Source organism: Nostoc sp. FACHB-888, assembly GCF_014696655.1.
Taxonomy (GTDB): domain Bacteria; phylum Cyanobacteriota; class Cyanobacteriia; order Cyanobacteriales; family Nostocaceae; genus Nostoc.
The window spans coordinates 19,549-27,827 of the sequence record NZ_JACJQM010000073.1 but is presented as its reverse complement, the minus strand read 5'-3'; the positions used below and the strand labels follow the sequence as shown (position 1 = coordinate 27,827).

At 39.0% G+C, this 8,279-nt stretch carries 6 protein-coding genes; 4 read left to right on the top strand and 2 right to left on the bottom strand.

Features of this window, described 5'->3' with window-relative positions:
• On the bottom strand, positions 1-342 hold a 342-nt coding region (locus H6G26_RS28300; RefSeq protein ID WP_190733442.1), incomplete at its 3' end, for a hypothetical protein.
• Positions 343-893: 551 nt separating this feature from the next.
• On the opposite strand from H6G26_RS28300, the gene mobC reads away from it, so the two are divergent.
• From mobC to H6G26_RS28280, 4 genes are all read left to right on the top strand, one after another.
• A complete protein-coding gene (mobC, locus tag H6G26_RS28295; RefSeq protein ID WP_190733440.1) occupies positions 894-1,346 on the top strand; it encodes a plasmid mobilization relaxosome protein MobC in 453 nt (150 codons plus the stop codon).
• Positions 1,324-2,997, top strand: a complete 1,674-nt coding sequence (locus H6G26_RS28290; protein WP_190733438.1) for a relaxase/mobilization nuclease domain-containing protein — start codon at positions 1,324-1,326, stop codon at positions 2,995-2,997. Before mobC ends, H6G26_RS28290 begins: the two co-directional genes overlap by 23 nt.
• 132 nt (positions 2,998-3,129) lie before the next feature.
• A complete protein-coding gene (locus H6G26_RS28285; RefSeq protein ID WP_190733436.1) occupies positions 3,130-3,798 on the top strand; it encodes a hypothetical protein in 669 nt (222 codons plus the stop codon).
• Positions 3,799-3,870: 72 nt separating this feature from the next.
• Positions 3,871-4,527 (top strand): hypothetical protein, encoded by a 657-nt coding sequence (locus tag H6G26_RS28280; RefSeq protein ID WP_190733434.1) that lies wholly within the window; start codon positions 3,871-3,873, stop codon positions 4,525-4,527.
• Between the two features lie 595 nt (positions 4,528-5,122).
• Here H6G26_RS28280 and H6G26_RS28275 read toward each other — a convergent pair.
• Positions 5,123-7,822, bottom strand: coding sequence for a TM0106 family RecB-like putative nuclease (locus H6G26_RS28275; RefSeq protein ID WP_190733432.1), 2,700 nt, complete (start codon positions 7,820-7,822; stop codon positions 5,123-5,125).
• Between the last annotated feature and the right edge of the window lie 457 nt (positions 7,823-8,279).

Below are 8,279 nucleotides of genomic sequence, written 5' to 3'. Positions count from 1 at the left end.
TGTGGTTGAAGAATCAGTTGATTCTGGCTCGGAGTCAGAATTAACTGATTCTTCAACCGCTTTATCTGATGATGAATTACTCAAATTATTGTCAGTTGATGTTGAAGCTTTTTTATGAAAACTCTTCAGACCACTGGCCGCCAGTTCTACCCCATGACCTTTAAACACATCAGAAACATCTTCATAAGAGTAGCCAGCGTCTAACATATCCTGAATAGGTTTAGCCAAACTGAGGACTAAATCTGACAAGCTGATCGTCTTAGGAGTCGCCGCTTTTTGTTTGAGACTGGTTTGAATATCTTCTATTTTTGATAAAGGAACAGCTTTCGGTTTACGAGACATAGCCACCAGTAATAACAAATCACTTCATTGTAAAAAACTTGCGGTCATCAAAAGTTTAAGTTTCTTGTCGTGATGTGACGAATATCAACAAAAAAGGGTTTATATCCTCGTGAGGTAGACTAGTTTAAAAAAGCAGTTACCCATGAATCAACATTCTTAGTATCAAAGGCTGTTGACAGCATTATTAAACAGACCCTGCCCTCGGTGTAACCGAGGTTGTTGCACAGAGTCAATCGTGGTTCGCCAAAGTCTCGTACTCCCCCAGTCTCCCGTTGTGCCCCTTGGTTCTGGTTTATCCTAGCCCGTCGTGAGGGCATAGGCAAGCAATACGCCGTAACGCCCTTCGGGCTACTTTTCCTACGGAAAAGCGTCGTGTTTGCTTGTTGGGGGTATCCCCCAAACCCCCCTTTTACAGGTCTATTAAAGGGGTAAATGAGTCAACAAGAGGTTCCGGGTTATTCGCCTACCTGCTCGGCGCAAAGCGCCGTAGCAGCTACAGCGAATAACCCGGTGAAAAATAAAGAAAAAAATAGCTCTCCGCCTAACTATTTATGCAAGCAGACCCACGTATCAATCTCAGTAATCAACTAGCTGACACATTAAGTAATCGGTCAGTAGCACCAGATGAAAAGCGAGAAGTAACCATCACGTTTAGGGCTAGCTATGTTGAAAAAGCGAGGCTAGAGCAGCGATGCAGTGGAGTAGTACAAAGTGACTATATAAGAGCAAGATTATTTGATTACCCTTTACCACATCCTAAGTTAACCATTCCCGAAGTCAACCGACAGGCTATCTATGAGTTAAAGAAAATTGGTAACAATCTAAACCAACAGACCAGAGCTATTAACGAAGCTGTAAAAATTGGTAGTCAACCGTTGACTAACGAGGTGAAATCATATCTGAAAACTCTTGAAGAACTGACCACACTTTTAGAGCAGACTCGCCAATCACTCACTCAAGCATCGGTAGAAGGGCAGGGCAATGATTACCAAAGTCAAGGCTAACAAATCATTTCGTGGCACTACTAAATATGTAATAGAGAAAGAGAAAGCCAAAATTATTGGCGGGAATATGTACGGGAGAAGTACCAATGAACTGGTAGAGCAGTTTACCTTATCAGCCCATCTTAACCCCCAGCTAAAAGACCCGTGCTATCACTTAATGCTGAGTATTCCTAAAGCTGATGGGAGTCTAAATGATGACGAATTAGCTAATCTATCCCAACGGCACTTTGCGAATGTCATTGTGTTGTCGCGGCTTCAAGGTGATAAAGCTCAAGTTAAACAACCTGAAAAAAGGATATCAGACAGCAAACTCAAACAGCTAGTTTACGATTTTATCGAAACTGAGCTACCAGCTTATGACTTCTTTATAGCGCGACACTCAGACAAAGAACACGATCACACCCACATTGTTGCATCTAGAGTTAATAACCTAGATGGTAAATCTATCCGCACTTGGAATAATTACGCCCACTCTGAATACTCTGCCCGACTAATAGAGCGAGAATTTCACCTAACTCAAGTCCAAAGTAGTTGGGAGAGTAAGCAAAAAGCTATGACTCGTAATCAGCTTGAACGGGTCGAACTTTTAGGGCTTCCAGGCGAAGAAATAATGCGCCGAGCTATTGAGCAAGTAGCAGCAGACAAACCCACGATGCCCCAGTTAATTGAGCGGTTATGGAAAGAGCATCAAGTCAAAGCTGTCGTTAGTTATTACGGTCATGGCAGGGTAAGGGGTATCAAGTTTGGTATTGATGTAGGTTCAGTTAATGAAGATGGTAGCCCTCGTCTACTTTGGAAACAGGGAGGAAATCTCAATAAATATAAGTGTTCTTTTATAAAGCTTCAGACGGAATTAGGGGTAAGTTATGAACCCAAACGGGACGACAGCGAGATTAAACGCTTGACTGAAATGCTAGAAAATGCTCAATTTATGGCAAATAATCAGCAGATAATCAACTACACATTATCTACTAAATCTACAGATAATCTCCCAATGTCTGCTAACAAATCTGAATCTATGTCTGAAATGAAATCTTCTCTAACTTCTGAGCAAGCATTGGAGTTATATAGGCATTACAGTACTGGTAGTGAACGTGAATTAGTCATAGACCGAGATAAAGCAGTTGCAGCCAAAGCTCTCACCGATGGTCAACCAACCCATGAGGTTGAAGAAATTTTAAAAGCCAGCCCAGCTTTATGGAGCGAGGAGGAAGCTAGAGCATTGGTGTTAATTGCTGAATCTAATTTAGCATCACAACAACTTAAATCTCAATTATCACCCACAGACCAACAGCAACTTAGGCAGGAGTTATTAACTGTAGCTGTGCCTATCGCTGTGGGAATAACCAATCATATTCTCAAAGATAGTGGTGAAGATAGTCTGAGATTTAAACAATCTACTTTGATAAAACAGGGTAAAGAATTAGTGTATACACATGATACAAGGGGTGAAATATTTCGTGTAGCGGTTAATAAAATCTCTCAAAGTAAGTTAGAGTATTCACCAATTCATGTCGGAGAAGTGTTGAGAGAAGATATTGACCTTTGGCACAAAGCATCAGAGGTATTATCAGAATACCTCCAGGAGACACAACCACTTCAAGAGACACAGCCTGTTCGTGAAACAAGAAGTAGAGGATTGTCTTTGTAGATATTGCAGGAAAGTTACTTGAGTTGTGGTAATAGTAGTCTAGATGAATGATTGAGGTTTGATTCGATAAATATCACCAAAATATTTTTGAGTTTTACAAGAAATATCAACTACATATTGAATAGTATAAGCATGAACATTACTACCGATACACAGCAATTATCATCAAATAATCAACCGATAACGCCGACAGATTCTCTACAATATCGTGCAATTGGGCGGCTATGGGGAAGATATGTTCCTGACCAGGAGCTTATTTATAAAGGTCAGCTAATAACTGTTGATGGTGTAATACTGAATGCTACTCTCAAAAAAAGAGCATCGAAAGTAGTTCAAGCTCAACTTGATTTATCACAAAATTATTTGTGGACTGTCTACCCTAAAACACTATTAGAAACCTCTGGCATAGGGCTAGATGTGAGTTTAATAAGTGTGAGGAAACCATCGGAGGATACCGAATCAGTTCAGACGGAATTTCAGTCACTAGCTGATAATTTTTCTGTTCAAGGTCTTGTCGTATATCAGGATTTTAACTCAGGAATAGTAGAAGTCAAGATTCAGCAAGAGCCTCGGAGCATAAATGATACTCCCAAAAATTTTAAACTGAGACTCCAAGGATTTTTACCGCCCAATTCGGTGAAGTGTTTCTGGAATTTTCAGGTGCGTCGTGTCGGGACTGACTTAGTAATTCAATCAGGAGAATGCATTAAATATATGGGTGCTAGGCAATCAAAAACTGAAAACTTATCAACAACGCCACCATCAAATACCCACGAGCAAGCCGAAGTTAATCCAACATAGCAGGCGTAATCATCACCCTGTTATTAATCATTTCCTTAATGCCAAAGAGTGTATCCCTGCAAATAATCAGTTATGCCCAAACGTAAATCCAATAAAACGAATAGTTCACCATCACCAGAAAATTCTGCGCCTCAAAAACCAGCTATTGTACGTGTTGTCAAGCAAGAAACTACTGATACCCCTGCACCATCTGAATCATCATCAACCACCGCACCAAAAGAAAATCAAAATAGTGTACCTGAGTTACACGTTTTGAATAACCAGAGTCAAAGCAAAGAAGAGGAGTCATCAAACAGTACCCCTCAAGCTACTTCTGAAGCTGGACTTCAAAAAGTAAATGCAGCTATAGACTCGTCTAACTTGACATCAACCGCAGAGATGGCAACAGTTAATGTAGAAGAATTAACTCAAGACTCTTTAAGCGAAGCAATAGAATTAGCACAACCAGAACGAGAAAATAAACAACCGCAACTAGAGAAACGAATACCACCATATAAAAAATTAGAGACAGTAACTAACTGTGAAGGACAGACTTTTACTGTTGGGGATGAGATCCAAGTGAGTACCTCTAACTTTGGCTCACAACAGGCTGTAATCACGTTCTTATATTCAGTCCCAGATGGAAGTATTTGGGCTAGTTATTATCCTTTGATTAAAGATCAATGGCGGCGTGGTTGCTGCCGGATTGAACATTTGAACAAGCTTTCGGAAAATATAAGCAATGGTTAACGGTGTAAAAGCACAGTTATTGATAAGTTGTTGTGAAGCGATTTTGAAGAATCAGCAATCACTCAGGCATCCACCAACAGCTCATGTAAGATGGGCATATATACAGAAATCTCTATACCGAACCAGAGTTATTCTCTTCTGTCCGTTAAGGAACATGAACCACATCAATAGCCCCCATATTCTGGGGGTATTTTTATGGCGTTAGTTGTCGGCATGAGCGCCGGGGTATCAATGAATTGATAAGACTTTGAGGTTCTTATTACACGAATTAGCCCATACGTGTAACGCAATGACTATATATAAGAAAGCTGTAAGCGATCGCCCCCAAAAGGTCACAAGTTCCTCGCCCGGATAACAAAATGTCTTAAAACCTTCTGCCGTCTGCCATCTGCCTTAAAGTGCGTAACTTTCAATGATCACCAAAATCTGACAAGAACCCATAATTTTGCCGAAGTTAATTGGAAGTATAAGTTTGCCATTCCGGCAATATTATCCTTTCACCGACACCACAATACTTTCAGGCTATCTTGCCCCTGGTGACTTCCTGGCTTAGGCATCCAGGTATACCTACAAGATAGAAGACCATATTTAAAAATCAAGAAAACTTCGAATACTTGTCAATACTTGTTTCTTGAGATCGCAGAAATTGCAAAAAACTGATACCCCTATATTTACAGGTTTGTTGGACACTTAATAAAACAAGATAATGATTAATACTATTTTCTGTCAATACCCCATCAGCATCCTGCCGGAATCTAGCAAATGGTTTAATAGCATGTTCTGCATTATTATTATTCCATGGAACTTCATCATGATTTAAAAATGTAAACAACTTTTCTTTGTTTTTAAGAAATCTTCTTTGATACGCCCTGGCAATTTCTGTTTTATAGTCTTTATCAATTACCTCTTTGTAAAACTTTTCAACATCTTTGTTATGTTTATCAAGATTTCGCTTCTTCAATCCGTATCTATCTATAGTAGCAATGATTTCCCTTAGCAATCTACCAAAGTAAACTACAATATCCTTCAATTCGTTATTAAATTGCTCTTTAAAGATATCTCCATTTAAGTCTCTAATTAGATGAATTAAACATTTTTGCTGATAACAATCTAAAGCATCATATCCTGAATAAAAATCCGACACCAAAACACCTTTAAATCCTTTCAATAGTTCTTCCAAAAAGCTAGCATCTCTTGAAGGCTTAAACAAATAAAATACTGAATCCATATTAGTAAAAACCCAAACATATGGAGAGGAAAATCCTTTGACGCTTAGATCCGTTTCATCAACATGAATCAAATTGCCTTCGATTATGCTCTTCATAATTTCCGTTAATGTAGCTTTATATTTCTCGGCTAAAACCGATTTATAGCGGTAAATATTATTGCTAGGTATCATTACATTAAAATTTTCTTTGAGCATGTCTGATACTTTATTAAGTCCAACTCTATAAGTTATATATTGATTCATTGACCATGCTATTAAATCAGATCCGTATTTGCTAACCTCTTTGAGGTTTACGGTAGAGTACTGTGTTTTACAATTTGGACAAATAAAGCGATTTCCTTTAATGTGAGTAACCCATTTTATAATTCCATTTTTTATGATTTTCAAGTCTATAACAACTTTGCCGGGGGAATTTAACCTATGCACATTTTCATGCCCACACTTTGGACAGGCTTGAATCGGCAATATAATAGTTTTATCAATTTTATTGAATTTCTTGACTATAGTACTTTTCTCTTTTGCAACTTTTTTTAATCTTTTATTGGTTCTTACGTATATCTTATCTCGTTGATAATCGAAATATGCACATTTATTGATTATTTCAAAATCGTTACTTTGATAATTAGTCTTTCCCCACTTAAGATGGCTTTCGGTCTTAATCTCATCGACATTAGCCGTAGGAAAGTTATTATTGGCGAAAAAAATTTTTTCTAGTACTTCAACAATGCGTTCTAGTGCAAAGACGTCTTCTATATTATATTGAATCAACGTTTCTTTTAAGCAATTTTCAGCCTCGACTTCCCACTGATGACGCCACACTAGAGTTTGTAATCCAGATGCGCCTGATTCTGTCCACTCAAAGCCTATAAAAGCACCAATGCTTTTCAAGGAATTTGATACTATGGGAAAGTAGATCTTTCCGTAAATATATGAGTTGATATTGATTAAATATTTTGTGACTTTCTCAATATCAGTCGAATATCTTTTAGCTAATTCATGAAACGCTTTCGGCTCATAACTCCCGTAGTGATAAATCGGTGCTTCAGGAAATTCATTAATCTTGGCAAGTAATTGCTCCCAAATCGTTTGTTCATCTTTCGGAACATCTGCCCAGAAGGAATGCTGGGTGTAATTTTCTCCCTCCCGCACCAACAGCCCCATCAGGTAATAAACCCTCTGGTCTGGAATTCCCTCGATGTCCAAAAACAGCTCTATCGGCTTCCGAGTTAACTCTGGCAACTCCTGGATGTAAATCTTTTGTTCCCGAATCGCTAGGGCTTGCAGTTCCAGACTGTGCTTCACGGGTTCTGGATTCTTCTGCTTTTTCCGCTTGCGACGGGGCCTGAACAAATATGATAACTGGTGAACTGTAAAAATTCCGCGCTTGTTGTACTGCTGAATCGCTTTTGGTGTCATCCGGTCCAATAAGCTCAGGTTATTCTCCTTCTCTGCCTGTTCCCGGCAAATCTGCTGAAACTGGCAGGAGGTGCAATGCTTGTTCAAAATTAAAGCAGGAGGCTCACTTGATGGATTATTGTACCAGTTTTCAAGCGTTTTCAACGATGCTTTGATGCTCTTATAGCCGCTTTCCAATTGAACTCGGTGAGCTTTCCCATCCATACCCACAATTTGTCCCGAAACAGGTACTTGCTGCTGAATCTGCCCCAGCACCAACCCAACGAATAGTAGTTCCGCTTTCTGCTCAGGGGTGATGCTGTAAGTGCCCGTGACGATTGTTGGCTGGTAGCTGATCCGACGATTTGCCGAGCTAGTATCCGCCTTAGTCAAGACGGCACAGTAAGCTTCCAACTGCTCTGACCTAAGTGTTGCATCAAACAGAAACTCATACTTCCTGAAAGCTTTTGTGTCATACTCCCTGCCTTCAGGATGGAATTGTAGCAACTTTTCAAGATACTGGGTTCGATTGTTTTCGCGGCGTTCTTCCAGAATCAGCGGATAGTCATGAGGCTTCCCCTTGTCCTCGGAAAATAAAAGCAGAAAAGCTTTGCGAGGACACTGCAAATAGGCAACAAAGATTTCAGACGTGATTACTGAGGTGTCGCTCATGGCATCACCGTGCCAAAAAAGGAAAATCGTACGCTAAGAAAAATTATAAGCTACGACCGGACAACAGAAGAGCGAGACTTTGGCGACTGAAACCCTTATCATTCAAGCCTTTTAGCTTGTTAATCAAACTTTTTCTTACTTTTATTTCTTACTGACCCTAACTATCATCAATAAATTTATAGCTAAACAAAGAAATCATAAGATTAAATCTATGCTTTAGTTCTCCTTTCAAATTACAACTAACTTAAAATATGGTGTAATTAATTTAACTTTACACTACTGAGACTCCATGACTTGTAGAAATGGCCAATTTCTAGCTCTAGATGTATATTTGTAATTAATTACATTTGTAATAATGTTATTTTGTGCATTTGTAAATTTGTAATCTGGAGATTAAGCTTGGTATTGCCACTTTCTGAGATTTGTCATCACCTAATGAATTACATTTTTACAAAAA

Excerpts from the sequence above, each read along its gene's own strand:
- H6G26_RS28280 (WP_190733434.1), top strand. The coding sequence starts at position 3,871 with ATGCCCAAACGTAAATCCAATAAAACGAATAGTTCACCATCACCAGAA.
- H6G26_RS28285 (WP_190733436.1), top strand. The coding sequence starts at position 3,130 with ATGAACATTACTACCGATACACAGCAATTATCATCAAATAATCAACCG.
- mobC (WP_190733440.1), top strand. The coding sequence starts at position 894 with ATGCAAGCAGACCCACGTATCAATCTCAGTAATCAACTAGCTGACACA.
- H6G26_RS28290 (WP_190733438.1), top strand. The coding sequence starts at position 1,324 with ATGATTACCAAAGTCAAGGCTAACAAATCATTTCGTGGCACTACTAAA.
- H6G26_RS28275 (WP_190733432.1), bottom strand. The coding sequence starts at position 7,822 with ATGAGCGACACCTCAGTAATCACGTCTGAAATCTTTGTTGCCTATTTG.